At 67.8% G+C, this 23,231-nt stretch carries 19 protein-coding genes; 5 read left to right on the top strand and 14 right to left on the bottom strand.

All coding sequences use genetic code 11. From position 1 onward, the window contains the following. Window positions 1–271: 271 nt before the first annotated feature. From AC5P7X_RS02575 to gap, 3 genes are all read right to left on the bottom strand, one after another. On the bottom strand, window positions 272–1,648 hold the full coding sequence (locus tag AC5P7X_RS02575; protein WP_053501263.1) for a DUF3999 domain-containing protein: 1,377 nt from the start codon (window positions 1,646–1,648) through the stop codon (window positions 272–274). After that, complete coding sequence (locus tag AC5P7X_RS02570; protein WP_070489904.1) at window positions 1,645–4,320, bottom strand: DUF2339 domain-containing protein; 2,676 nt, start codon at window positions 4,318–4,320, stop codon at window positions 1,645–1,647. Before AC5P7X_RS02570 ends, AC5P7X_RS02575 begins: the two co-directional genes overlap by 4 nt. Before the next feature lie 125 nt (window positions 4,321–4,445). Next, complete coding sequence (gene gap, locus AC5P7X_RS02565) at window positions 4,446–5,450, bottom strand: type I glyceraldehyde-3-phosphate dehydrogenase (protein ID WP_005418885.1); 1,005 nt, start codon at window positions 5,448–5,450, stop codon at window positions 4,446–4,448. Window positions 5,451–5,642: 192 nt separating this feature from the next. Here gap and AC5P7X_RS02560 point away from each other — a divergent pair, with 192 nt between their 5' ends. The 3 genes from AC5P7X_RS02560 (at window position 5,643) to AC5P7X_RS02550 (ending at window position 8,333) form a co-directional block, all read left to right on the top strand. Further along, window positions 5,643–6,272, top strand: coding sequence for an OmpW/AlkL family protein (locus tag AC5P7X_RS02560; RefSeq protein WP_005418891.1), 630 nt, complete (start codon window positions 5,643–5,645; stop codon window positions 6,270–6,272). A 430-nt stretch (window positions 6,273–6,702) separates the two neighbouring features. Beyond that, a complete protein-coding gene (locus tag AC5P7X_RS02555) occupies window positions 6,703–7,521 on the top strand; it encodes a S1/P1 nuclease (RefSeq protein WP_111201929.1) in 819 nt (272 codons plus the stop codon). Between the two features lie 11 nt (window positions 7,522–7,532). Further along, window positions 7,533–8,333: an MBL fold metallo-hydrolase gene (locus AC5P7X_RS02550; protein ID WP_206620382.1), complete on the top strand. Its 801-nt coding sequence runs from the start codon at window positions 7,533–7,535 to the stop codon at window positions 8,331–8,333. 53 nt (window positions 8,334–8,386) lie between these two features. Here AC5P7X_RS02550 and AC5P7X_RS02545 read toward each other — a convergent pair whose 3' ends face one another. Genes AC5P7X_RS02545 through AC5P7X_RS02535 form a run of 3 tightly spaced genes read right to left on the bottom strand, consistent with a single transcriptional unit; the run spans window position 8,387 to window position 10,507 of the window. After that, window positions 8,387–8,950 (bottom strand): hypothetical protein, encoded by a 564-nt coding sequence (locus AC5P7X_RS02545; RefSeq protein WP_495214385.1) that lies wholly within the window; start codon window positions 8,948–8,950, stop codon window positions 8,387–8,389. Further along, window positions 8,947–10,149, bottom strand: coding sequence for a M56 family metallopeptidase (locus tag AC5P7X_RS02540; RefSeq protein ID WP_206620381.1), 1,203 nt, complete (start codon window positions 10,147–10,149; stop codon window positions 8,947–8,949). The genes AC5P7X_RS02545 and AC5P7X_RS02540 overlap by 4 nt, the downstream gene beginning before the upstream one ends. Then, a complete protein-coding gene (locus AC5P7X_RS02535) occupies window positions 10,142–10,507 on the bottom strand; it encodes a BlaI/MecI/CopY family transcriptional regulator (RefSeq protein WP_171957501.1) in 366 nt (121 codons plus the stop codon). Before AC5P7X_RS02535 ends, AC5P7X_RS02540 begins: the two co-directional genes overlap by 8 nt. Before the next feature lie 118 nt (window positions 10,508–10,625). Between AC5P7X_RS02535 and AC5P7X_RS02530 the strand changes: the two genes are divergently transcribed. Both AC5P7X_RS02530 and AC5P7X_RS02525 read left to right on the top strand, forming a co-directional pair. Next, window positions 10,626–11,183 carry a flavin reductase family protein gene (locus AC5P7X_RS02530; protein WP_495214384.1) on the top strand — a complete coding sequence of 186 codons (558 nt, stop codon included), beginning with the start codon at window positions 10,626–10,628 and terminating at the stop codon, window positions 11,181–11,183. Window positions 11,184–11,217: 34 nt separating this feature from the next. Further along, window positions 11,218–13,170 carry an acetyl-CoA hydrolase/transferase C-terminal domain-containing protein gene (locus AC5P7X_RS02525; protein WP_206620380.1) on the top strand — a complete coding sequence of 651 codons (1,953 nt, stop codon included), beginning with the start codon at window positions 11,218–11,220 and terminating at the stop codon, window positions 13,168–13,170. A gap of 128 nt (window positions 13,171–13,298) precedes the next feature. Here AC5P7X_RS02525 and tkt read toward each other — a convergent pair whose 3' ends face one another. From tkt to AC5P7X_RS02485, 8 genes are all read right to left on the bottom strand, one after another. Beyond that, a complete protein-coding gene (gene tkt / locus AC5P7X_RS02520) occupies window positions 13,299–15,296 on the bottom strand; it encodes a transketolase (protein ID WP_372484429.1) in 1,998 nt (665 codons plus the stop codon). Window positions 15,297–15,422: 126 nt separating this feature from the next. Further along, window positions 15,423–15,845 carry a hypothetical protein gene (locus AC5P7X_RS02515; protein WP_235642201.1) on the bottom strand — a complete coding sequence of 141 codons (423 nt, stop codon included), beginning with the start codon at window positions 15,843–15,845 and terminating at the stop codon, window positions 15,423–15,425. A gap of 77 nt (window positions 15,846–15,922) precedes the next feature. Beyond that, window positions 15,923–17,242 carry a dicarboxylate/amino acid:cation symporter gene (locus AC5P7X_RS02510; protein ID WP_005418900.1) on the bottom strand — a complete coding sequence of 440 codons (1,320 nt, stop codon included), beginning with the start codon at window positions 17,240–17,242 and terminating at the stop codon, window positions 15,923–15,925. Window positions 17,243–17,299: 57 nt separating this feature from the next. Further along, complete coding sequence (locus tag AC5P7X_RS02505; RefSeq protein ID WP_495214383.1) at window positions 17,300–19,015, bottom strand: BatD family protein; 1,716 nt, start codon at window positions 19,013–19,015, stop codon at window positions 17,300–17,302. Next, on the bottom strand, window positions 19,012–20,850 hold the full coding sequence (locus AC5P7X_RS02500; protein WP_495214382.1) for a tetratricopeptide repeat protein: 1,839 nt from the start codon (window positions 20,848–20,850) through the stop codon (window positions 19,012–19,014). The genes AC5P7X_RS02505 and AC5P7X_RS02500 overlap by 4 nt, the downstream gene beginning before the upstream one ends. Next, window positions 20,847–21,851, bottom strand: coding sequence for a vWA domain-containing protein (locus AC5P7X_RS02495; RefSeq protein WP_495214381.1), 1,005 nt, complete (start codon window positions 21,849–21,851; stop codon window positions 20,847–20,849). Before AC5P7X_RS02495 ends, AC5P7X_RS02500 begins: the two co-directional genes overlap by 4 nt. Beyond that, window positions 21,848–22,297, bottom strand: a complete 450-nt coding sequence (locus AC5P7X_RS02490; RefSeq protein WP_005418904.1) for a DUF4381 family protein — start codon at window positions 22,295–22,297, stop codon at window positions 21,848–21,850. The genes AC5P7X_RS02495 and AC5P7X_RS02490 overlap by 4 nt, the downstream gene beginning before the upstream one ends. Next, window positions 22,294–23,223, bottom strand: coding sequence for a DUF58 domain-containing protein (locus tag AC5P7X_RS02485; protein ID WP_138952626.1), 930 nt, complete (start codon window positions 23,221–23,223; stop codon window positions 22,294–22,296). Before AC5P7X_RS02485 ends, AC5P7X_RS02490 begins: the two co-directional genes overlap by 4 nt. Between the last annotated feature and the right edge of the window lie 8 nt (window positions 23,224–23,231).

Below are 23,231 nucleotides of genomic sequence, written 5' to 3'. Positions count from 1 at the left end.
GCTTACATCCACGGCTTCTACAATCCAGCCCGGCTACACTCGGCGCTGGGCTACCACTCGCCTAACAACTACGCCCGGCAGCTCCGGGCTGCCGCCTGAAACGGCTTCATGGCGTCCGTTTTCAGGGGGCCAGATCAGACAGCCGCATGGATGCGGCTGCCAAGCCTACAAGGACGTACTTGCGGCGTCCCCCACGAACCCACCCCGCCCGGCCAAGCGCGGCCTTCGCTTTACGCGGCCACCCACGAGGGGCTGCGCCGTTCGCTGGAACCTATTCCGAAGGTGCAGGCTTCTGCCGAAGCAGGCTGAGCGCCAGGCCACCCACCACCAGTACGCCCAGGCCCAGCAACGCCCACAGCAACCACGATTTCCAATCGCGCTGCGGCTTCAGCGCCGCATCGCCGGCCAGCAGCTCCGGGCTGCCTTCCAGGCGCGCCAGTGTTGGCTGCCACGAAGGATCGTTGCGCTGCCGAAGTTCCTCGATCAGCACCCCGATCGGCGCGTCCGTGCGGCGCGCGGTCGCGCTGCCCACCGCCAGTGCGTAGGGCGCCGCGCCCTGGCTCAGGAACACCAGCACTTCCGGCTGGTAACCCAGGCGCAGCGTCGGCGCGGTGGCGGTTTCCGCCGGATTCGCCACCAGTTTCCAGTAGCGGTCGCGGTGCACCCCGCCCAGCGGCTGTGCCGCCGACTGCTGGCGCTGGCCCTGCGTGCCCTGCTGCACCTGGTAGGCGATCCACGGCGCGCTGCGACGTTGCCATTCCGCACTCTCGTCATCGCGGCTGAACAGCGTCCATTGCACCAGGCTGTTATCGGTGCTGGCGACATCGGCACGTGCCACCGGGAACCGGCCATCCATCTCGAAGGTGTACTCGCCCTTGCCCGACGACGTCGGCTCCAGCGACAGCCATTCCCAGGGCAGCGTGGCCGGTGCTGGCGGCAGTTCCGCCAGTACGCCGCGCAGGGTCGGCAGGCGCGAGTCGCCCTGCGCCAGGATGCGCAGGTAGCGTGCAGCGCCGTCCACCTGCAGGCGGCGCTGCAGCAGGCGCTTGCCGGCGCGCTGCAGATCCACCAGCGGCACGTCGCGGCCAATCGATCGCCAGTGCTGCAGGTCGTCACTGGCATCCAGCTGCACCTGCACCTGCAGCGGCTGGCCGCTGTCGTTCCAGTCCAGCACCAGTGCCGCCAGCGGTTGCTGATCGAGCATGCTGGCGTCGATCAGCCAGCCGCCCTGCCCGCTCGACCCTGCCCCGCCACCCACCCGCGCTTCGACCCGGCGCACGCGCCCATCGGTATCGCGCTCGGTCAGCAGCTGCAGGTCGTTGCGCTGTGCATCGGCCAGCGGCGGCAGCACGAACCACGGCAGTTCACGCTGCACCGGCGACTGCGCCAGCGGCTGGTCCGGCGCCAGCAGTGCCGACGGCAACAACTGGCTGGCCGCGTTGAACACCTGCAGATCGCTGAGATCGGCGGTCACGGCACGGCGGTAGATCGCCGGCTCCAGCACGATACGGTAGGCACCGGACTGCGCACTGGACAATGTGAGCGGCCATTGCTCGGCATACTGCGTGCGGTAATCAGCCGCCTGTACCACGACGGCGGCCAGCATGCCGAACATCGCCGGCAGCAGCGCCCTGCTCCACTTCCTCATTGCGATTCCTCCACGGTCGGCGCCGCGCTTGGCGGTGCCGGTGCCAGATAACCCACGACCGTGCACAGCAGGCCGTAGGCGATGAACGATGCGATGCCCAGCAGGTTGCCCAGGTGCTGGCGATCGACAATAACCAGCTTGGCCAGCACCACGCCCATCAGCACGGCACCGACCATCCACAACACACGCTGGCTGCGACGCGACCCCCACACCCAGGCAATCACACCCAGCACGCTCCACAACACGGTCAGGCTGGTCTGCGCCAGGCTGAAGCGCATCATCGAGGCATTCCACGCCAGTCCACCCCATTGGTGTACGCCATGCAGCACCAGGCTGGTCAACGCGAGGAAGGCCGCCAGTGCCAGCAGCGGCATGCGGATGTTCAGCAATGCCTGCGGTGCCTCACTGCCGTACAGCCAGCGCGCCAGCAGCAGCAGGCTCAGCCACTGGCCGATCTCGGCCGGATTCAGCACCGGCAGCCACAGCAGCGGTGCGGCGTCGCCCGGCAGCAGCTGGCCCAGCAGCCAACCGATCGCCAGCAGGCCGAACAGCACGCACTGCAGCGGGACGCGCGCGCTGTCGAAGGCCGCGCCCAGCGGCCAGCGCAATGCGTTCCAGCGCCACAGCGACAGCGCCGCCATCAGCAGCCACGGCAAGGTCACCAGCAGGGTCGTCCAACCCTGCGCCAGGCCGGCCTCGCCACTACCCCACAAGGCCAGCAACGAAAGCAGCGACGGCCACAGCAGCCACCACAGGAACTGCGCGATGCGGGCCACGGTATCGCCGCCTTGGCGCAGGCACAGCAGGGTACGCACGCCCAGTACCGCGAACACCGTCCAGGCCAGCGCGCCGTGGCCGGCGAACGGCTGGTGGTGTGCATCGCTCTGCATCAGGGCCAGCGGGAAGCCCAGCGCGAGCATGGCCAGCGCGGTCACGCCCAGCGCACGCGCTGGCTGCCGACGCTGCGCTTCGGCCGCCAGCCAGGCAGTGACCGCGGCCAGCACCAGCAACGCGTCCACTTCGGTGCGGTAAGGGAAGAAGCGGGTGATCTCATGGACCAGGCCGCCCAGCCACCACAGCAGGCCCCACAGGTAATACACCAGTGCGACCTCATGACGCGGCCTGCGCTGGTAGCTCCACGCCGACGCGAAGCCGGCCAGGGCCAGCAACAGCGCGCCAACGGCGGTCGGGTTGATCAGGAAGCGCAGGTCTTCGTGCCAGTGGTCGCCACCGGCAACGAAGGCGAATGCGGCGCCGATCTGCAGCAACGCGCCGGAGACCTGCGGCAGCCACCGCTTCTGGCGCAGCCCCAACCACGCCAGGCCAGCACCTTCCAGTGCAAACACGGCACCGGTGGCGCGCGCCGACAGCGCCAGCGGCACCGCCAGCGTGGCGAAGCCCACCGCAAGCACGGCATGCGACTGCGCCAGCATGGTGTACGACGCGCGTGCGATCAGCGCCCGTGCCAGTACCGCGTAGATCGCGGCCAGGCCCAGCGCGCACAGTGCCAGCGTCATCGGTTGCGCGTGCAGCATGCCCGCCTGCAGCGAGAAGGCGACCAGCGGCGTGCCGAACACCAGGCTGCCATCGATCAGGTCGCGCCGGCCGGCCGGCTGCCGGCGCGCGTACAGCAGCGGAATCAGCAGGTAGAACACGAAGAACAGCACCAGGAACGGCTCAGTGCTGCTGAACTTGTCCGGTGCGTACTGCAGCACGCCCCAGAAGGTGCCGATGCCGAAGGTGAAGGCGAAGCCCAGCAGGTTCAGCGCGCGCCATGGGCGGAACCAGGCAATGGCGAAGATGCCCGCATTGAGCACGGCGTAATAGCTGAACAGCCCCACGTGGTTGCCGCTGCCGGTGGACAACCACAGCGGTGCCATGAAGCCGGCCAGGATGCCCAGCACGGCCAGCGTGCGCGAGTTCTGCACCACCGCCAGCACACACAGCCCGGCCACCAGTGCAATGGAGCTGGCGAAGGCAACGCCCGGGGGAATCAGGTCGAAGCGCTTGAATGCCGCGAAGATGGTCAGCAGCAGCACGCCGATGGCACCGCCCTGCAACGCCAGCGCGAACAGGCGCCGGCGCTCGCGCTGGTGCCAGCCGAACGCCAGCAGGCCCAGCGCAGCCACGGTGATGCCGGCCAGGCGCAGTTCGATCGGCAACACCAGCCAGCCCTGGTCGCTGACGTACTTCAGCAGTGCCGCGACACCGGCCAGCAGCACCAGCATGCCGATCTTGACCGGCACGTTGCCTTCGGTGAACCAGCGCTTGACCGCACCGACGCCACGCTCGATGACATTGGGCAGTGCCGGTTCGGAAGGCAGCGGCGGCTGCACCGGCACCGGCGGCACCGGCGGTGGCGCAGCAGGACGGGGGACAGGCACCTCGGTGGCCGTTGCTTCGCGCACCGGTGGCTGCGGGGGCTGAGGCGCAGCAGCAGCAGCGGCGGCCGGCCGCAGGAACGGCGGATCGGCGCTGGCGGCAGGTGCGGCCACAGGCCGTTCAGGCGCGGGTGCGGTGGCGGCCGGCCTGACGGCGGCCGGCGCGGCGGCCATCGCGCTTTCCAGCGCAGCGACGCGGCGGCGCAGGCCGGCAATCATCACCAGCGCGACCACCAGCAACAGCGGGATGGCCAGAAGAACCAGTACGACCAGGGCTATCAGTGCTTCCATTGCGTGCTTCCAATGCGATCCCGCGCCCCAGCGGCGGCGGTCGACCGCCCCATGCTACGACAGGGTGGGTCCCATAAACGACGAACCCCGGCCAGGCCGGGGTCCGTCTGCGATCTACACCGGCCTTACTTGGCGGCGATGACCTTGGCCATTTCCAGGCACTTGTTGGAGTAGCCCCACTCGTTGTCGTACCAGGTCACCAGCTTGACGAAGGTGCCGTCCAGGGCGATGCCGGCGTCGGCGTCGAACACCGAGGTGCAGGTCTCGCCGCGGAAATCGGTGGCCACGACCTTGTCTTCGGTGTAGCCGAGGATGCCCTTCAGCGCGCCTTCGCTCTGTGCCTTCACTTCAGCGCAGATCTCGGCGTAGGTGGCTTCCTTCTCCAGCTCGACGGTCAGGTCGACCACCGACACGTCCGAGGTCGGGACGCGGAAGCTCATGCCGGTCAGCTTCTTGTTCAGTTCCGGGATGACCACGCCGACGGCCTTGGCCGCACCGGTGGACGAGGGAATGATGTTTTCCAGGATGCCACGGCCGCCGCGCCAGTCCTTGTTGGACGGGCCATCGACGGTCTTCTGGGTGGCGGTGGCCGCATGCACGGTGGTCATCAGGCCGCGCTTGATGCCCCACTTGTCATTGATGACCTTGGCCAGCGGAGCCAGGCAGTTGGTGGTGCACGACGCGTTGGAGATGATTGCCTGGCCAGCATAGGTCTTGTCGTTCACGCCGAACACGAACATCGGCGTGTCGTCCTTCGACGGGGCCGACATGATGACCTTCCTGGCGCCGGCATCGATGTGCTTCTGCGCGGTTTCCTTGGTCAGGAACAGGCCGGTGGCTTCCAGCACCACGTCGGCGCCGACTTCGTCCCACTTCAGGTTGGCCGGGTCGCGTTCCTGGGTCAGGCGGATCTTCTTGCCGTTGACCAGCAGGTCGTTGCCCTGCACCGCCACATCGGCCTTGAAGCGGCCGTGCACGGAGTCGTACTTGAGCATGTAGGCCAGGTAATCCGGCTCCAGCAGATCGTTGATGGCCACGATTTCGATGTCGTCGCCGAAGTTCAGCACCGCCGAGCGCAGGACGTTACGCCCGATGCGACCGAAACCGTTGATACCAACCTTGATTGCCATTTCTCAAGCTCCTGCAGCCGCGACGGGTGCGGCGGGATGGATAGGGCCCACAAGTCTAGCAGGCCGTGGCTGGCCACCGTGGGCCAGGCCGGGCCGCCAGCAGGTCGGCGGACAGGATTTGATCCGGATCAAAGCGTTAGCGCGGCGTGAGGCCGAGACTGTCGCCATCCACCCAGCAACGAGAACACCCCCATGCGCAAGACCTCCTCCCTGATCGTGGCCAGCCTGGCCGCCGCCCTGTCCCTCGCCGCCGCCCCGGCCATGGCCCAGTCCAAGGGCGACTGGACCGTTTCGGCCGGCGTGCACCAGGTGGCGCCGAAGTCGAACAACGGCTGGCTGGCCGGCGGCACCCTGAAGGTCGACGTCGACAACGACGTCAAGCCGACCATCACCGGCGAGTACTTCATCGCCGACAACCTGGGCATCGAAGTGCTGGCCGCGCTGCCGTTCAAGCACGACATCAACATCAACGGCCTGGGCCGCGTCGGCAGCACCAAGCAGCTGCCGCCGGTGGTGACCCTGCAGTACCACTTCAACAGCAAGGGCAAGGTGTCGCCGTTCGTCGGTGCAGGTGTGAACTACACCACCTTCTTCAGCGAAGATACCACCGGTGCATTGGCCGGCAGCAAGCTGAAGCTGCAGGATTCGTGGGGCTTGGCCGCGCATGCGGGCATCGACTTCGCGATCGGCGAGAAGGGCGCCCTGCGCGTGGACATGCGCTGGATCGACATCGACAGCAAGGTGAAGTTGAACGGCGAGAAGATCGGCACCGTCAACATCGATCCGCTGGTCTACGGCGCTTCGTACGTCTTCAAGTTCTAAAGCGGCGTGTTGAGTGCGGGGGGCTTCGCCCCCCCGCTCCCCCGCTATACGCAAAACCCTCGCAGCATGTTGCCCCGGTGATTGCCGGGGCTTTTTTTTGTTGCTGGGACTGAAGCGGTTCCGGAGCTGGGGCGAGGCGGGGAGCAGAGCCTGTACATCCGAGGCGTAATGGTTGCCTGCAATTGCAAAAGGCGGATTTTGATCCTGCATTTGTTCTTGATGTTGCCTTTGACGTTTGCATCCGCCTCCGCAGCCATGTTGGATGGGGCTGCAGGGGCAGGCGCTGCGGGACCGTCCGCGGCATGAATGCCGCGGCCGAGCTTACAGGGACGTACTTGCAGCGTGTCCCGCAGCGCCTGCCCCTGCAGCCAGTCCCCAGCAGACAGCAACGCGCCGCTCTTCAATCCACCTACCCCGCTAGAATATGTGCATGAAAGCCCTGCACTCCCTGTTCCTCGCCGCCGCCCTGGCGCCGGCCCTGCTGTCCGTCTCCGCCCCCGCCCATGCCTGGGGCGCGCAAGGCCACCGCCTGGTTGCCGAAGTCGCCGACGCCCGCCTCAACCCCGCCGCCCGCGCCGAAGTGGACCGCCTGCTGGCCACCGAAGCGGACGCCACCCTGGCCAGCATCGCGCCGTGGGCCGACCAGCTGCGCGCCAAGGACCCCGGCCTGGGCCGTCGTTCGGCCGGCTGGCACTACGTCAACATCGCCGAAGACGACTGCCATTACGAAGCACCGAAGCACTGCAGGAACGGCAACTGCATCGTCGAGGCCCTGAAAGCACAGAGCGCCATCCTGGGCGACCGCAGCCTGACCGATGGCGAGCGCCTGCAGGCACTGAAGTTCGTCGTGCACCTGGTCGGCGACATCCACCAGCCGATGCATGCCGGTTACGCTCATGACAAGGGCGGCAACGATTTCCAGCTGCAGTTCGGCAACCGCGGTACCAACCTGCACTCGCTGTGGGACAGCGGCATGCTCAACACCCGCAAGCTGGACGACGCCGGCTACCTGCCGCTGCTGCAGAGCCAGCGCGCACCGAAGCTGGCGCGCCAGTCCAACCCGCAGCGCGACCCACAGACCTGGGCCGAGGCCAGCTGCCGCATTTCCATGCAAGCTGGCGTTTATCCGGCCACGCGTAAAATCGGTGACGAATACACCGAGCGCTACCGGCCGCTGGCTGAAGCGCAGCTGCGACTGGCCGGCGAGAACCTGGCGCAGTTGCTGAACCGCGTGCTCGGCACGCGCTGAGGAGAGTTCCGATGCCGGTCCAGGTGCAGTCGTTCTTCCACCGTGACAGCAATACCTTCAGCTACCTGGTCAGCGACCCGGCCAGCGGCGAGGCGGCGCTGATCGATCCGGTCCTGGACTACGACCCGGATACCGACGCCAGCAGTGAAGCGCCGCTGCATGCCGCATTGCAGGCCATCGAGCAGCAAGGCCTGCAGCTGCGCTGGCTGCTGGAAACCCATGCCCATGCGGACCACGTGTCGGCCGGGCGCCGGCTCAAGCAGCGCTTCCCGCAGGCCACGCTGGCCATCGGTGAAGGTATCCGCGCGGTGCAGGCCACGTTCGCGCCGCGCTATGGCCTGCAGCTTCCGGCCACCGATGAGATCTTCGATCACCTGTTCAGCGACGGCGAAACCTTTGCCATTGGCGAGCTGCAAGGACAGGTGATCGCCGTGCCCGGCCACACCAGCGACAGCATCGCCTACCTGATCGGCGATGCGCTGTTCACCGGCGATTCGCTGTTCATGCCCGACGGCGGCACCGCACGCTGCGATTTCCCGGGTGGCGATGCCGCGCAGCTGTATCGCTCGATCCAGCGCCTGCTGGCGCTGCCCGATACCACCCGGGTTTTCGTCTGCCACGACTACGGCCCGGGCGGGCGTGATTTCGCCAACGAAACCACCATCGGCGAACAGCGCGCGCACAACATCCACGTGCATGACGGCGTGGCCGAGGCGGAGTTCGTCAGCGTGCGCCAGGCCCGCGATGCTACGCTGGAAGAACCGAAGCTGATGCAACCGGCGGTGAAGGCCAACATCCAGGGCGGGGCCTGACGTACGCCGGGCAGAGCCCGGCGCCATCGGTTTCCATCACGGACCGCGAGCGTTCATTTTCCCTGCGTGCGCACCACATGCTGGCCCTTCACGATCTCGAAGGTGAAGGCGTACTGCAGGGTGACCGCCACCGGCTCGACCCGTTCGGCGCCCCGGCAGTCACCGCGGTCGGCAGGCACCTTGCCAGCCGCGAAGTGGCAGACCGCTGCGGACGAGTACTTCCACATCGCCACGGCCTCCTGCGCAGCCTGCAGCAGGGGCGCATTCTCGCCCGCAGCACCTGCCGCGCACTCCGGGCGATCGGTCAATGGCAGGCTGCGCTCGACGACGCCGTTGGCATCAACCACCACCTGCAGGCAGATCGTGGTCGGCGCCAGTTCCGCACGCGGGTCACGATCGCCGACCTCCGGGTCCGGTGCCGCGTACAACTGCGGCATCCGGTAGCCCTCGGTCGCACCCAGCGAATACGCCTGCAACTGCCCACTGCCACCGCCCGCCTGCAGCTGCAGTCGCTGGTGGCCGACATTCTCGCTGCGGGTGTGCACGGTGGCCAGCCGTTCCTGGCTCGCACACCCCACCATCAGCGCTGCCACCACGAGCGGCGGCGCGGACTTCACTGGGCGTCCTCGCTGTTGTCCATCGCAAAGGTGATCGGAATCTTCACTGCGCCTGCCACCGGCTTGCCGTTCTTCATCGCCGGCCGATAGGTCCAGCTGCGCGCTGCGGTGATCGACACCGCGTCGAACACGCCCGGATTGGTGGCACTGAGCACCCTGACATCGGTGGGTTGGCCGCTGGCGTCCACTTCCACGCGCAGGTTCACCACGCCCACCTGGCGTTGCTCGAACGCGGACCTGGGATAGGAGGGCGGTGGCATCTTGACGACCTGGATCTCCCGATCCGTGACCGCCGCTGCCGGTCGGCCGGCCATCGCATCGCCCTGGCTGGCCCACGCTACTGCGCCCATTCCCAGGCACAACCCGACGACCAGCACCTGCCCCGATACCCACGGCAATGCCTTCCGCTTGGACTGCTTCAACATGGCGATACGCTCCTTCAACACGGGTTGGCTGCGCCAATGGCAGACCGCTGGCGCAACCGGGTGGACCAGCTGCGCCTTCAGCAGCGTGCTGGCGTAAAGCCCGCGCAGCGCAGGCTGCGGGGCGATGGTGCGGGCATCGCAGGCCAGTTCCTGGTCGCGCAGGAAGCAGCGTGCGGCCCAGGGCACCAGCGGGTGGAACCAGAACACCGCACGCATAAGCAGCAACGCACCATTGGCCCAGTGATCGCCATTGCGGCGGTGGCTGCGCTCGTGCAGCAGGATCAGGCTCTGTTCCTGCGCGCTGAACTGCTGATCGAAGTCAGGACCGACCACGATGCGCGGCCGCCACAACCCGACCAGCGCGGGCAGGCCGGGGTCGCCACTGGCCTGCCAGCTGCCATCGGTGCGCGGCGTCAGCTGGCCCATGCGCCGTTCGAAGCGACGCTGCGCGCGCAGGTCGCGCAACAGGCAGGCACCTGCGCCCGTCGCCCACAGCGCCAGCAACAGCCCACCCCATGGCAGCGACGGCCGGCCCAGCGCATCGATGGCACCGGGCATCACTTTCAGCGGCAACGTCGGTACCTGCTGCAACAGCGCAACCTGCGGCAGCGGCAGCATCAGCGCCAACAGCAGCATCGGCAGCAACCACCAGCTGCGATAGGCCAGTCCAACGCCGCCCAGCCGCAGCAGCAACGGACGCAGCACGGCCAGCATGATCACGCCTGCCGCCAGCCACAGGCTGGCCTGCCATAGTCCGCCGAGCAGCTCAGTCATGATCCAGCTCCTGGATCAGCTTCTTCAGTTCGGCAATGTCCTGCGCGCTCAACTGGCCACGTTCGCTGAAGTGCGCCACCAGCGGTGCCACGCGGCCTTCGAAGACACGGCCGATGAAGTCCCGGCTCTGCGCCTCCACCCACGCCTGACGCTGCAGCAGCGGCCGGTACAGGTAACGCCGGCCATCGCGCTCAGCGGCGATGGCGCCCTTGGTCAGCAGGCGGTTGAGCAGGGTCTTGATGGTCGGCTCGGCCCAGTCGCGGTGAGCCAGCGCAGCCACCACATCATCGGCGCTGCGCGGTGCCTGCTGCCACAGCACCTCCATCACAACGGCTTCGGCTTCGCTGATCGGGGTCATGGTTTACATCCGTAATCGATAATCTGATTACGCGCGTAATCGAACCTCCTGTCAAGCCCCTCGACTCCGGATTCATCGGCTTTGCGCCAGCATCGAGCACTCCCGGCCGAGGCTTCGGATGAAAGCGCTTCCCAAGAAGGAATTCCCGGTCGAGCAGGCCCGACGCTTCCTCGAACCCGGCCCGATCGTGCTGGTCAGCACCGCCTGGCGCGGCCAGCGCAACCTGATGACGATGGGCTGGCACATGGTGATGGGCTTCTCGCCGTCGCTGGTCGCCACCTACCTGTGGAATGAAAACCACAGCCATGCACTGGCCGTCGGCAGTGGCGAGTGCGTGATCAACGTACCCGGCGTGGAACTGCTCGATACCGTGGTGGACATCGGCAACTGCAGCGGCCGCGAGGTCGACAAGTTCGCCCGTTTCGGGCTCGATGCGCTGCCCGCGCGCGAGGTCGGTGCGCCGCTGGTCGGGCAATGCCACTCGAACTTCGAATGCCGGTTGTACGACGACAGCCAGGTGGCGTCGAGCAACCTGTTCATCTGGGAGATCGTGCGCGCCCATGTTGCGTCCCGGCCGAAACTGCCGCGCACGGTGCGTTACCGCGGCGACGGGCAGTTCATGGTGTCCGGCGTGGAAGTCTCGCGTCGACGGCGGTTCAAGCCCGACATGCTGTAATGCCCGCACTCCCCCGCACGCAGGACCGCCACGCATGACCGAACACCTCACCGACCTGGACGCCGCCGTCGACTGGTTGTTAGCGCGCGTGGACGGGCCGCTGCGGATCGGGGCACCGCTGGCGCTGGGCAAGCCACATCGGCTGCTCAACGCCCTGTATGCGCGCGTCGAGCACGATCCCTCACGGCCGCTGCAGCTGTATACCGCGCTGTCGTTGAATCCGCCGAAGGCGCGTGGCAACGGCCTGGAGGCACGCTTCCTGGCGCCGTTTGCGCAGCGCCACTTCGGCGACGATTTCCCGCGCCTGGCCTATGCCGATGCGATCGCGCGCGACGCGTTGCCAGCGCACGTGCAGGTGGAAGAGTTCTACATGCAGTCCGGCGCCCTGCTCGGTTCGCGGCAGGCGCAATCCAGCTATACCAGCCTGAACTACACCCACGCCGCCGATGCGGTCGCTCAGCGCGCACCGCAGGTGATCGTGCAGAAGGTGGCGATGCGGCCGAATGACCGCCGGCTTTCGCTGTCGTGCAACAACGACATCACCCAGGACACGCTCGATGCGATGACCGCGCGCGGCCTGCCGCGCCCGTTGCTGATCGCCGAGATCGATCCGCAGCTGCCCTACCTGGCCGGCTCGGCGACGGTCGATGTGTCGTTCTTCGATCTGGTGATCACCCCACCGCCACCGTACCCGGCGCTGTTCGGGCTGCCGCGGCAGCCGGTCGGCGATGCCGACTACGCCATCGGCCTGTATGCCAGCACCCTGGTGCGCGACGGCGGCACCCTGCAGATCGGCATCGGCACGCTGGCCGACGCGCTCAGCCATGCGCTGGTGCTGCGCCACACCGACAACGCGCGCTATCGCCGCGTGCTGCATGCACTTGATCCGCAGCTGGCCAGCCACCCGCTGGTGCAGGAGATCGGCGGCGTGGACCCGTTCGAAGTGGGACTGTACGGCTGCAGCGAGATGCTCAACGAGGGCTTCCGCAGGCTGGTGCAGACCGGGGTGATCAAGCGCAAGGTGCACGACGACCTGGCGCTGATGCAACGCATCGAAAATGGCAGCACGCTGTCCATCGACCATGCCACCCTGGCCGCCGAAGGCGAGTACCTGCACGGTGCGTTCTACCTGGGCTCACCGGAGTTCTACGAGTGGCTGCGCACGCTGCCGGAAGACGAATGCCGTGCGATCGGCATGCGCCGCATCAGCGAGATCAACCAGCTGTATGGCGGTAACGAGGCACTGGAGCGCCTGCAGCGCCGCCATGCGCGTTTCTTCAATTCCTGCATGATGGCTACCGCGCTCGGCGCGGCGGTGTCGGACGCGCTGGACGATGGACGCGTGGTGTCCGGCGTGGGCGGCCAGTACAACTTCGTGGCGATGGCACATGCCCTGCCGGAAGCGCGCAGCGTGCTGATGTTCCGTGCCGCACGCGATGACAAGGGCCGCCGGGAATCGAACGTGCGCTGGAACTACGGCCACACCACCATCCCGCGCCACCTGCGCGACATTTACCTCAACGAGTACGGCATCGCCGATCTGCGCGGCCTGACCGACGAAGACTGCGTGCATGCGATGACCGCGATCACTGAAGCGCCCTTCCAGGGCGATCTGCTGCAGCAGGCACACGCCTCGCGCAAGCTGCTGGCGGTGTCCCAGCCCGACCCGCAGCGCCAGCAGCGCAACACGCCGCAGGCACTGGCCGCGGCACTGGCTCCATTCCGTGCCGATGGCAGCCTGCCGGACTACCCGCTGGGCAGCGACTTCAACGAGATCGAGCAGGTGCTGGTCAAAGCGCTGGCGTGGCTGAAGGCCAACACGCAGACCCGCAGCGACAAGCTGCGCACCGTCTGGGCAGCGCTGCGGCAACCGGCCGGCGACGGCGATGCCGTGTACCTGCAGCGCATGGGCCTGCAGGCACCGAAAGACTTCGCCGAACGCCTGGACGCGCGGCTGCTGCGGCTGGCGCTGGCGCGTACCGCCTGAGAAAAAGGGGACGGAGGGAATTAAGTCGTTTGTGCACAAACGACTTAATTCCCTCCGTCCCCTTTTTCTTCCGGCAACGAGAAAGGCCGGCTTGCGCCGGCCTTTCCTTTGTTGCGCCGAGAGGCTGCTTACAGCGCCTTGGCGGCCTCCACCACGTGCGCCGTGGTGATGCCGAAGTGCTTGTACAGCTGGTCGGCCGGCGCCGAGGCACCGAAGGTGTCGATACCGATCACCGCACCGTCCAGGCCGACGAACTGGCGCCAGAAACCGGTGACGCCGGCTTCCACGGCCACGCGCTTGCGCACTGCGTTCGGCAGCACCGCTTCACGGTAGGCCGCATCCTGGCGCAGGAACACGTCGGTGGACGGCATCGAGACCACGCGGGTCTTGATACCGGCCGCATCCAGCTGGGCCTTGGCTTCGGTAGCCAGCGAGACTTCCGAGCCCGTGGCGATCAGGATCACGTCCGGGGTACCGGCAGCATCGGCCAGCACGTAACCGCCGCGCTCGATCTGGGCGATCTGCTCGGCGCTGCGCGGCTGGTGCGGCAGGTTCTGGCGGCTGAACACCAGGCAGCTCGGGCCGTCCTGGCGGGTGATCGCGGCCTTCCAGCTCACGGCCGACTCGACCGCATCGCACGGGCGCCACACGTCGTTGTTCGGGATGTAGCGCAGCGAGGCCAGGTGCTCCACCGGCTGATGGGTAGGGCCGTCTTCGCCCAGGCCGATCGAGTCGTGGGTATAGACGTGGATGGCGTGGGCCGGAATCAGCGCGCTCATGCGCACGCCGTTGCGGGCGTAATCGCTGAACACCAGGAAGGTGGCGTCGAACGGAATGAAACCACCGTGCAGGGCCAGGCCATTGGCGATGGCGGTCATGCCGAACTCGCGCACGCCGTAGTACACGTAGTTGGCGTTGGCGTCGTCGCTGGCAACCGACGTGCTGCCCTTCCACAGGGTCAGGTTGGAGTGCGCCAGGTCAGCCGAGCCACCGACGATTTCCGGCAGCAGCGGCGCGTAGGCTTCGATGGCCAGCTGCGAGGCCTTGCGCGAGGCGATCGTCGGGCCTTCAGCGGCCACCTGGGCGATGTAGGCATCGGCCTTGGCAACGAAGTCGGCCGGCAGCTCGCCATGCGAACGGCGGGTCAGCTCGGACGCCTCAGCCGGATACTGGCTGGCGTACTTGTCGAACAGTTGCTCCCACTCGGCCTGGCGCAGGGTGCCGGCGCCATTGGCGCGCCAGCCATCGTAGATCGCCTGCGGGATCTCGAACGGGCCGTACTCCCAGCCCAGCTGCTTGCGGGTGGCTTCCAGCTCGTCCTTGCCCAACGGGGCACCGTGGCTGGATTCCTTGCCCGCCTTGTTCGGCGAACCGAAGCCGATGGTGGTGCGGCAGCAGATCAGGGTCGGCTTGTCGCTCTGCGACAGCGCGGCCTCGATGCCGGCCTTGATGCTTTCCGGGTCATGGCCATCGACGTCGCGCACCACGTTCCAGCCGTAGGCCTCGAAACGCTCCGGAGTGTTGTCGGTGAACCAGCCCTCGACGTTGCCGTCGATGGAGATGTGGTTGTTGTCCCAGAAGCAGACCAGCTTGTGCAGGCCCCAGGTACCGGCCAGCGAGGCGGCTTCGTGCGACACGCCTTCCATCAGGCAGCCATCACCCATGAACACCCAGGTGCGGTGGTCGACCACTTCCAGCTCCGGGCGGTTGAAGCGCTGTGCCAGCAGCTTCTCGGCCAGGGCGAAGCCGACGGCATTGGCGAAACCCTGGCCCAGCGGGCCGGTGGTGGTTTCCACGCCCGGGGTCTCGTGGCGCTCCGGGTGGCCGGCGGTGTGGCTGCCCAGCTGGCGGAACAGCTTGAGCTGCTCGATCGGCAGGTCGTAACCGCTCAGGTGCAGCAGCGCGTACTGCAGCATCGAACCGTGGCCGTTGGACAGCACGAAACGGTCGCGGTTGAACCAGTGCGGGTTGCTCGGGTTATGGCGGAGGTAGTCGTTCCAGAGGACTTCGGCGATGTCGGCCATGCCCATGGGCATGCCGGGGTGGCCGGACTTTGCGGTTTCAACCGCATCGGCGGCAAGGAAGCGGATGGCGTTGGCCAACTGGCGACGGGTAGGCTGCGTCATGGTTCTGTCGGAATCGGGAGGCGGCCGCGGACGTGCGGGCGGCCTATTGTCCCACAGACCCGGGGCCGGGTTGAGGCGTAGGACCAGATCCCTTGCCAGTGAAAGGGATCTGGTCCCGCCAACCCCTTACTTGGGCGCGGCGGCCTCGATCACGCCACACATCGACTTCTTCTGGAAGTCCTCGCCAGTGGCGTAGGTGGCCGGGGTGGTCTTGGTCACGGTGATCTTGGAACCCTTGCCCTCGGCTTCAACCAGCACGTTCCACGGCAGGGTGGTCTGGCCACCATTGAACTGGACGTTCTGTTCCAGGGTCAGCATCCCCAGGTCCTTGTCCACGCTGGCCACCTTCAGGCCCGACTTCACGCCCTCGATCTGGATACGCTTGAGAGCGTCGGCCGGGGTAACGGTGGGCACCACGTCCCAGGTGGTGAAGGTGCGCCCGGCGAAGAAGCTGCCGGTCTTGGTGTAGTTGGTTTCACAGGCTTTCTGGGCACTGGCGTCGAAAGCCAGCAGGCCCAGGGCGGCGACCATCACGTACGAAATCCTCATTTCTGCTCCCTTTCGCACGGCGCCAATCCCGACGCCTTCCATGCGTCGGGATAGTATCCATGGCATTCAGGGCGCGTTCAATCGAGGGGCGTGCCCAGCGCCGGTCCGTCATGGGACTCGCCCTTGGCCACCAGCGTGGTCAGAGCCAGGTCGCCGGTCACGTTCAGCGCGGTACGGCACATGTCCAGGAAGTGGTTCACGCCCAGGATCAGGCCGATGCCCAGCGGATTCACACCGACCATCGCGCAGATCATCGCCACCACCGGCAGCGAGCCCGACGGCACACCAGCAGTGCCGATGCCGCCAAGGATGCAGACCGCCATCACCATGATCTGCTGGCCAATGCTCAGGTCCACGCCAAAGAACTGGGCCAGGAAGATCACCGTCACGCCCTCGAACAGCGCGGTGCCGTTCTGGTTGGCGGTGGCGCCCACGGTCAGCACGAAGCGCGACACGCGCTGCGGCAGGCCCATCTGGTCGGCCACGCGCAGTGCGGTCGGCAGGGTGGCGTTGCTGGAGGCGGTGGAGAACGCCATCACCGTCGCTTCCTGGGTATCGCGGAAGAACGACAGCGGCGAGCGGCCAGACAGCCATACGGCAGTACCGTAGGTCACCACCATGTGCAGGCCGAGTGCCAGCACCACCACGCCCACGTAGGCGCCCAGGCGGATGATCAGCTCGAAGCCGAACAGCGCGGCCAGGTTGAACATGAAGCAGGCCACCGCATAGGGGGCCAGGCGGATGACCAGGTTGATCAGGGTCATCGAAATTTCGAACACGCCTTCGATGGCGCGGCGCAGCGGGGCAACCTTCTCGTTGTCGGTCAGCACCATGCCGATGCCGAACATCAGCGCGAAGAACATCAGCGACAGGATCGCACCGTTGTCCGACGCGGCCTGCAGCACGTTGCTCGGCACGATCGACAGCAGCATGTCCATGCCCTTCGGCGTGCCATGGATGCCAGCGACGATTTCCTTGCTGCGCTCGGCGTTCTCCGACAGCATCATGGCGGCGACCTGCGGATCGACGCCCGCGCCCGGCTTGAGCAGGTTGACCAGCACCAGGCCGATGCCCACGGCAATGCCGGACAGCAGCACGGTATACGCCAGGGTCTTCCAGCCGATGCGGCCGAGGGCGCGGATGTCGCCCATCTCCGATACGCCCATGATCAGCGCCGAGAAGATCAGTGGCACGATCAGCATGAAGATCAGGTTGAGGAACAGGCCCGACGCCGGGGTGGTGACGTAGTCCATGACCCACTTGGCACCGGCCTGCAGACCATCGACGCTGCCGCCCAGGGCATGCACGATCAGTCCCAGGACCAGGCCGATCGCAAAGCCGATGCCCATCTTCCAATGCAGGGGCAACTTCTTCTTGTCGGCAGCAGCTGCTGTCATACGCGGGTTTCCTCGAAAAATGAATGCACTCTAACAAAGCGCGCAAGCGGCGCCGGTTCAGGTTCGCCGCGTTGGATACAACGGCGCCAGGCCAGTTTCTGCTGCACCCGTAGCCACCGACCAGTGCGGTCCGTCACGGAAGACCTCACGCAGGCGCGTGCGCAACGGGGCCAGTTCGCCCTGCCCGCCCCAGCGCGCCTGCTGCAGGTCCAGCAACACCTGGCGCTGGGCCGGGTCATCCAGCCGGGCGATCACCTGCTCGATGCGCTCCACGCCCGCCATCGCACACAGACGCGCCTCCACCTGATCGAAACCCTCACCATCCAGCGCGCGGCGCAGTTCGGCCAGGCCCGCGCGTCCGCTCACCACGGTCGGCACGGAGGGCGTGCCGGCTGCAGGCGCCGCCACACGCGGGCGTCGGCCTCGCTGCCAGCCCCACAACAGGGTCAGCAGCCACAGCAGCGCCAGGCCAATGGCCGCCGCCATCCACGGCCACGGACGCTCGGACAGGCCGCTGGCGCGTGGATCGGTCGCGGCGATACGCGCATCCTGTCCATCGCTGCCCGGCAGCGCGGCAGCGGTGTCGATCGGTGGCAGCGCTGCCGGCGAGGCAGTGGCAGCGCCGGTACCGGCCGCAACGGCCAGCGTCAGGTCCGGCAGCTTGGCTTCCTGTGCCTTGCCGTTGCGCACATCCCACCAGGGCAGGCGTGGTCCCGGCACCACCAGCGAACCCGGCTGGCGCGGCACGATCGAATAGCGGCGGGTGATCTTCAGGCGCGGCGTGCTGCCGTTGAAGGTCTCTTCGTACTGTGCCGGTTCGGCAAACACCTGCGCTGCGTTGCCGACATCGGGGACCGGCAGGTCGGTGAACTGTGCACGGGTGGCGCCTTCGGCAACCGCTTCGACCACCACGTTGGCTGCCTCGCCGGTACGGGCAGTGGTGGGCGCGCTGGTGTAGCGCAGCTGCAGGCTCTGCAGGGGCAACCACGGCTGCGGCGCCTGTGCCGGCTGTGCCTGCACCTGCAACGTGCGGTCTGCGCCAGTGGCATTCATGCGGCCATCGCCGCCCCCGAAGAAGTCATCGAAGAAACCTCCGGCGCTGCGCCCGCTGAAACGCGCACCGGACAGCCGCAACGCGCCGCTGCGCTCGGGGATCAGCAGGAAACGTCGTTCGACCACGTTGTAGCGGCGCCCGTTGACCTGGCGCACATCTGTGCGGTCGTCGCCAACGCGCTGCAACGACGCGCCCGCCGGGGTATCCAGCACCAGCTCGCCGGAGGCCAGCTGCGAGGCGAAATACAACCGCACCACCACGCCCACGCTCTGCTGCACGTACGGCGTATCGTCATCGACAACGGTTTCGATGAAGGCCATCGCATTGCTGTCAGGCCCGGCCACGGCGGCCGCATCGACCTGCAGCGTCAGCGGCGCAGTGCGCACACTGCCCACCTGCAGGCCCGGTACCACCAGCGCACCACTGCGCCGCGGCGTCAGCGCCACGCCATACAGGTTGCGCTGCTGCATGCTGCCATTGCTCCATTCCACCTGGCGGCTGCTGGTCTGGCCGCTCAGGTCGAAGTCGGTGCGCAATGGCGTGAAGTCGGGAGCGCCCTGATCGCTCTCGACATTAAGGGTGACCGTATCACCCATCGCGATGCGGTCGCGGTCCAGCCAGGCGCGTGGTTGCGCCCAGGCCAGCAGCGGCAGCCACAGCAACAGCGCCGCCAGTACCGGCCGTGACCAGCGCCCGTGCATGTTGATCGCCCGCGTCATCGCCCTTCCCTCTTCCTGCGTTCGTTTTCCAGCTGGAACTTGGCCCGCAGCAGCGCGCCCGGATCATCCGGCACACGCCGCATCCACGCTTCCACCGCCTGTTGCTCCTCGCGCTCGCGCGGCGTGCGGCCCTCCCCCCCCGGTACGGGTTTGCCGTCCTTGCCAGCCTCGCCCTCGCGTGCCTGCTGCATCGCCTGCTGCATCCGCTGGCGCTGCTGCTCATCGGCCTGGGCCTGTGCCTTGGCATCCTCCACCTGTGGTGGCGCCTGCTGGCCATCGCGGCCGCGCTCGCCGGGCTGCGGGCTCGACGGGTTCTTGTCGTCACCCGCCTTGGGCTGCCCCTGCTGGCCCGACGGCGGCTGGCCCTGGCCGGGATTCTGCTGGCCCTGCTGCGGCTTCTGGCCCTGCGGGTTCTGCTGGCCCGGGGCATCGTTCTGCTGCTTCTGCTGCCCGTTCTGCGGTGGCTTCTGCTGATCCTGGCCTTTGCCACCCGACTGCTTGCGCTTGCGCGCCGCATCGACCACGGCACGGTTGGCGACCGCATCGGCCATGCCGGGATGCAACGCCAGCGCGCGGTCGTAGGCGGCGATCGCTTCGTCGTAGTTGCCTTCGCGTGCCAGCGTGTTGGCCAGGTTGTACCAGCCGGCATCGCTGTCGACACCCTCGAACTGCCTGCGCGCAGTGGCGAAGTCGCCCTTGCGGTAAGCCTGGACCCCCTCGGCCAGGCGCTGATGTTGCGCCTGGTCGCTACGCTTCCACAGCGTGCCCTGCGCGGGTTGCGAGGCCTGCGTCGCAGGTGCCTGCGCCTGCGCGTCATTCATCCATGGCACGAGGCCGACTGCGAGCACCGCGGCCAGCAGCGCACGACGGCGGAAGGCCAGCAATGCCAGCAGCATCACCGGCGGCAGCAGCCAGAAGCCTTCGTCACGCCACTGCTTGCCTTCGCCCGGCCGCTGCGCCGCCGTGCCTTCGCGCGCGTCGAGTACACCGAGCGCACGCAGATCGCTGTCATCGGCGGAGATGCGTGCATAGCGGCCGCCACCGGCAGTGGCCACCGCGCGCAGGCTGCCCTCATCCAGCGCAGCCTGGCGGATCTGCCCACTGCCATCGCGGTAGGCCGCACCGGCAGGCGTGCCCAGGCCCAGCACCGACACCTGCAGGCCCAGGCTGCGTGCCTGCGCTGCCGCCAGTGCAGCTTCACCATCCGCCTGGTCGCTGGCCAGCAGGATCTGCCCCTGCAGCGCACCGATCTGCCGCATCAGCCGTGTTGCCCAGTCGATGCCGCGGTCGGCACGCTGGCCATCGCGTGGCATCACGTCCGGCGACAGCGCATCCAGATACAGCGCAACATTGCGGCCGTCATCAGTCAGCGGCGCCACGGTGTAGGCATCATCGGCATACACCACCAGGCCCACCTGCCCGCCCTGGCGCGCGCGCAGCAGCTCGCCCACTTTCGCGCGCGCCTGCAGCAGGCGCGACGGTGGCAGATCGGTTGCGTTGATCCGGCTGGACAGGTCCAGTACCACCAGCAGCGGTGCGCTGGCCTGGAACATCGGTTGCGCCTGCTGCCGCCAGCTCGGTCCGGCCATCGCCAGCGATGCCAGTGTCCAGCCCAGCAGCAGCGCCCATGGCAGGCGCACGCGACGCTTCGCGCCGGCGGCCAGCAGATGTGGCAACAGATGTGCATCCACCGCCTGCCGCCACGCATCACTGCGCCGTTGCCGGTACAGCGCCAACGCGATGATCAGCGGCAGCGCCAGCAGTGCCCACAACCAGGCGGGCCGCAGGAAGTGCAGCGCGTTCCAGTCGGGAAGACTCGAAGCAAACGCGATCATCGGCGACGCTCCGGCCACAGCCATGCCAATGCGCCCAGCAGCAATGCCAGGGCCAATGGCCACGCATAGCGTTCCTCGCGAGGGCGCAGGCTCGGGCCCTTTGCGGCCACTGGCTCCAGGCGATCGAGCTCGGCGTAGATCCCGGCCAGCTGCGCGGTATCACGCGCGCGGAAGAACTGGCCGCCGGTCATGCTGGCGATCCTCTTCAGAGTGGCCTCATCGACCGGATCCTGGTCGGTGGAAATCGGAATGCCGAACAACCGCATGCTGCCATCGCCGCCAAACGCAACCGTGTGGATGCGCACGCCTTCGGCGCGTGCGACTTCCGCAGCGCGCAGGGGTTCCAGCACACCGGCATTGCTGACACCATCGGTCAACAGGATCAGTACGCGCTGCCCCTCCGGCTGGCTACGCAGGCGCTTGACCGCCAGGCCGATGGCATCACCGATGGCGGTCTCGCGCCCGGCCAGGCCGACCACGCTGTCGCGCAGCTGATCGCGCACGCTGGCCAGGTCCGCAGTCAGCGGCGTGAGCGTATAGGCGCGGTCGCCGAAGATCAGCAGGCCAACGCGGTCGCCGGCACGACGATCCAGGAAGTCGGCCAGCACGGCCTTGGCCGCGGTGAGGCGATCGACCGCCTGGCCGCCCAGCACCATGTCGCCCTCGCCCATGCTGCCGGACACATCCATCGCCAGCATCATCTGCCGCCCCTGCTGCGGCGGCGTGATGGCTTCGCCCAGCTGCTGCGGTCGTGCCAGCGCGATGCACAGTGCACACCAGCCCAGCCACAGCAGCAGCGTGCGCAGCCACGACGCGTCAACACGGCCGCCACCAGACAGGGCTTCGAGCTCGGCGGCAGCATAGGGCACACGCAGTGCGGCGCCGGGTTCTGCACGGCGCTTCCACCAGCGCATCAGCAGCGGCATCGGGAGGGCCAGCAGGGCCAGCGGCCACGCCAGCTGCAGGTCCGGCCATGGCCAGTAACTTGCCAGCAGGTTCATCGGCGCCGCTCCAGCAGCATCGCCAGATAGCGTTCGCGGGCCCAGCTGCGCACAGCGGCCACGTCGTTGCTGTCGACGCGCGGGCGATAGGCGCCTTCGGCCAACAGGCTGCGGCGCGCATCGGGCAACGTGCCCTGCGGGTCCAGGCGTTGCCACCAGGCGTCATCGCGCAGTGATTCGCTGCCCGGCTTCGCATGGCGTGCGGCACGGCGCAGCAGTCCCGCGATGGCCGCCAGTTCGGCTGTAGCGTCGGGGGCGATTGCCAGTTCCTGATCGAACAGCTGCAACCAGCGCTGGCGGCGGCGGCGACGTCGCCACATCACTACGGCGATCACCAGCAGCAACAGCACGACCACCGCGCCGATCATCAGGTAACCAGGGGCTGGCGGCCACCATGACGGTGCTGGCGGCAGCTGCACATCGCGCAACGGCAGCGCGGCGCTCATGCCGGCACCTCGGTCGGCGACGGCGCCAGCCAGGCGTCGCTGGGCGCATCGGTAGACAGCACCTGTACGTCGACACGGCGTGCGCCGAGCTGGCGCCGCAGTTCCTGCAGCGGTTGGACGAAGTGTGCCTGCCAATGGGCCTGCACTTCACTGCGACGCAGGTCGAGGCCGATGCGCTGCTGTGCGGTCTGGAACTGCAACGCCGCCGAGGGGGGGTGCAGTTCCAGTGGATCGACCAGCAGCACCAGGCTGAGGTCGTGATGCTGGGCCAGCGCGCTCCAGCGCGCCGGTGGAATGCGGATGGCCTGCTGCGGATCGGCCAGCACCAGCATGCGTGCCCCCGGGCGCAGCACGCGACCGGCATGGTCCAGCGCGCGCTCCAGGCCCAGATCGTCGGCTGGCGGCTGTGCGTACCAGCGGGTCAGCGCGTCGAGCACGCGCAGCACGCCGCGTGGCCCACCTGCCGGAGCGATCGGCGCTTCGCGGTCGCTGCCACGCAATGCGCCCACGCGGTCGCCACGGCGCTGCGCCGACCACGCGGCAACAGCACCGGCGCGTGCAGCCTGCACCGATTTGAAGCGCACGCGGGTGCCGAAGTACAGCGCCGGCGAGGTATCGGCCACGATCAGGCTGACCCGTTCGCGTTCGGCCTGGAACAGTTTGGTATGGGCGCGACCGGTGCGCGCCGTCACACGCCAATCGATGTGGCGCGCGTCGTCGCCGGCCACGTATTCGCGCGACTCGGCGTACTCCATGCCGCGGCCGCGCAGCGGGGACGGTGCCTGGCCCGCGTTGCCGGTGCGGCCACGGCGCGGCGGCGGCGGACGCTGTGCCAGCCGGCGCAGCGCGACCAGTTCGGCCAGCTGCGGGCGCAGCCCGTCACCTTCGAGCGCAGACGGTGCCTGTTCCACGGATGGATCGGTCATGCGCAGGC

The sequence above is a fragment of the Stenotrophomonas sp. YJH_SMC_53 genome (genome assembly GCF_059369995.1).
The sequence above is the reverse complement of the archived record's forward strand: the minus strand, read 5'-3'. Positions and strand labels throughout refer to the sequence as shown.

Coding starts and splice junctions, on each gene's coding strand:
- AC5P7X_RS02530 (WP_495214384.1), top strand. CDS start 10,626: ATGAAAGCGCTTCCCAAGAAGGAATTCCCGGTCGAGCAGGCCCGACGC.
- AC5P7X_RS02525 (WP_206620380.1), top strand. CDS start 11,218: ATGACCGAACACCTCACCGACCTGGACGCCGCCGTCGACTGGTTGTTA.
- AC5P7X_RS02505 (WP_495214383.1), bottom strand. CDS start 19,015: ATGACGCGGGCGATCAACATGCACGGGCGCTGGTCACGGCCGGTACTG.
- AC5P7X_RS02495 (WP_495214381.1), bottom strand. CDS start 21,851: ATGAACCTGCTGGCAAGTTACTGGCCATGGCCGGACCTGCAGCTGGCG.
- AC5P7X_RS02575 (WP_053501263.1), bottom strand. CDS start 1,648: ATGAGGAAGTGGAGCAGGGCGCTGCTGCCGGCGATGTTCGGCATGCTG.
- AC5P7X_RS02490 (WP_005418904.1), bottom strand. CDS start 22,297: ATGAGCGCCGCGCTGCCGTTGCGCGATGTGCAGCTGCCGCCAGCACCG.
- AC5P7X_RS02560 (WP_005418891.1), top strand. CDS start 5,643: ATGCGCAAGACCTCCTCCCTGATCGTGGCCAGCCTGGCCGCCGCCCTG.
- AC5P7X_RS02485 (WP_138952626.1), bottom strand. CDS start 23,223: ATGACCGATCCATCCGTGGAACAGGCACCGTCTGCGCTCGAAGGTGAC.
- AC5P7X_RS02500 (WP_495214382.1), bottom strand. CDS start 20,850: ATGATCGCGTTTGCTTCGAGTCTTCCCGACTGGAACGCGCTGCACTTC.
- tkt (WP_372484429.1), bottom strand. CDS start 15,296: ATGACGCAGCCTACCCGTCGCCAGTTGGCCAACGCCATCCGCTTCCTT.
- AC5P7X_RS02510 (WP_005418900.1), bottom strand. CDS start 17,242: ATGACAGCAGCTGCTGCCGACAAGAAGAAGTTGCCCCTGCATTGGAAG.
- AC5P7X_RS02550 (WP_206620382.1), top strand. CDS start 7,533: ATGCCGGTCCAGGTGCAGTCGTTCTTCCACCGTGACAGCAATACCTTC.
- gap (WP_005418885.1), bottom strand. CDS start 5,450: ATGGCAATCAAGGTTGGTATCAACGGTTTCGGTCGCATCGGGCGTAAC.
- AC5P7X_RS02540 (WP_206620381.1), bottom strand. CDS start 10,149: ATGACTGAGCTGCTCGGCGGACTATGGCAGGCCAGCCTGTGGCTGGCG.
- AC5P7X_RS02535 (WP_171957501.1), bottom strand. CDS start 10,507: ATGACCCCGATCAGCGAAGCCGAAGCCGTTGTGATGGAGGTGCTGTGG.
- AC5P7X_RS02515 (WP_235642201.1), bottom strand. CDS start 15,845: ATGAGGATTTCGTACGTGATGGTCGCCGCCCTGGGCCTGCTGGCTTTC.
- AC5P7X_RS02555 (WP_111201929.1), top strand. CDS start 6,703: ATGAAAGCCCTGCACTCCCTGTTCCTCGCCGCCGCCCTGGCGCCGGCC.
- AC5P7X_RS02570 (WP_070489904.1), bottom strand. CDS start 4,320: ATGGAAGCACTGATAGCCCTGGTCGTACTGGTTCTTCTGGCCATCCCG.